Origin of the sequence: Deinococcus rhizophilus (assembly GCF_030271215.1) — a bacterium.
In the GTDB taxonomy this organism is placed as follows: domain Bacteria; phylum Deinococcota; class Deinococci; order Deinococcales; family Deinococcaceae; genus Deinococcus; species Deinococcus rhizophilus.
Window position 1 is genome coordinate 1 of the sequence record NZ_JASNGB010000366.1, and the last position, 688, is coordinate 688.

At 68.3% G+C, this 688-nt stretch carries 1 protein-coding gene; it reads left to right on the top strand.

Annotation, left to right across the window (positions count from 1 at the left end; translation table 11 throughout):
• Positions 1-688: hypothetical protein (locus QOL99_RS18050; RefSeq protein WP_285525664.1), on the top strand; the 688-nt coding region annotated here is incomplete at both ends.

Sequence of the window (688 nt, forward strand, 5' to 3'; positions counted from 1 at the left end):
CATCAACCGACTCAAGAAGAACAAAACGGCCAAGCCGCACCTGAATTTCATGGGCGGGCCGTCCTACGACCTCACCGACCCCCTCCAGACCCTGCGCGTCATGGCGGCGAGCTGCTTTTTCGGCGAGCCCATGTACTATGCCCGCGACGTCGCGGATGCCCGTCCCCAGCGGACGCACCCGGGTCGCCTGGACGAGGTCCACCTCGCCCACTTGAACGCCACGCTGGGTGCGCTGGACCCGCAGGACTGGCGCGGCCTCACGCCCGCCCAGCGGTTGGGACGGGCCATCGACGGTGCCCTGGCCGCCAACGCCCCCGGCACCCTGCGGCTGGCCGCCGAACTGCGCGGCGAGTGGAACATTCGCGTGACCCCGCAGGTCATCCTCGTTCGCGCCGCTCACCATGCTGGCGTCCGTGGTACAGGTCTGGTCCGGGAGTACGGTCCGCAGATCCTCCGCCGCCCCGACGAGTGCGCCACCGGCCTCGCGTATCAGCTCGCCGCCTACGGCAAACCCATTCCCAACAGCCTGAAGAAGGCGTGGAAGATGGTGCTGGAGGGCGTGTCCCCCTCCGCCCTGGTGAAGTACCGCCTGGAAGGCCGCGGTGTGAAGACCCTCGACGTGGTGAACCTCGTCCATGCCTCCAGCCCGGCGATTGATCAGCTCATGCGGGGCGAGCTGAAGCTGGAC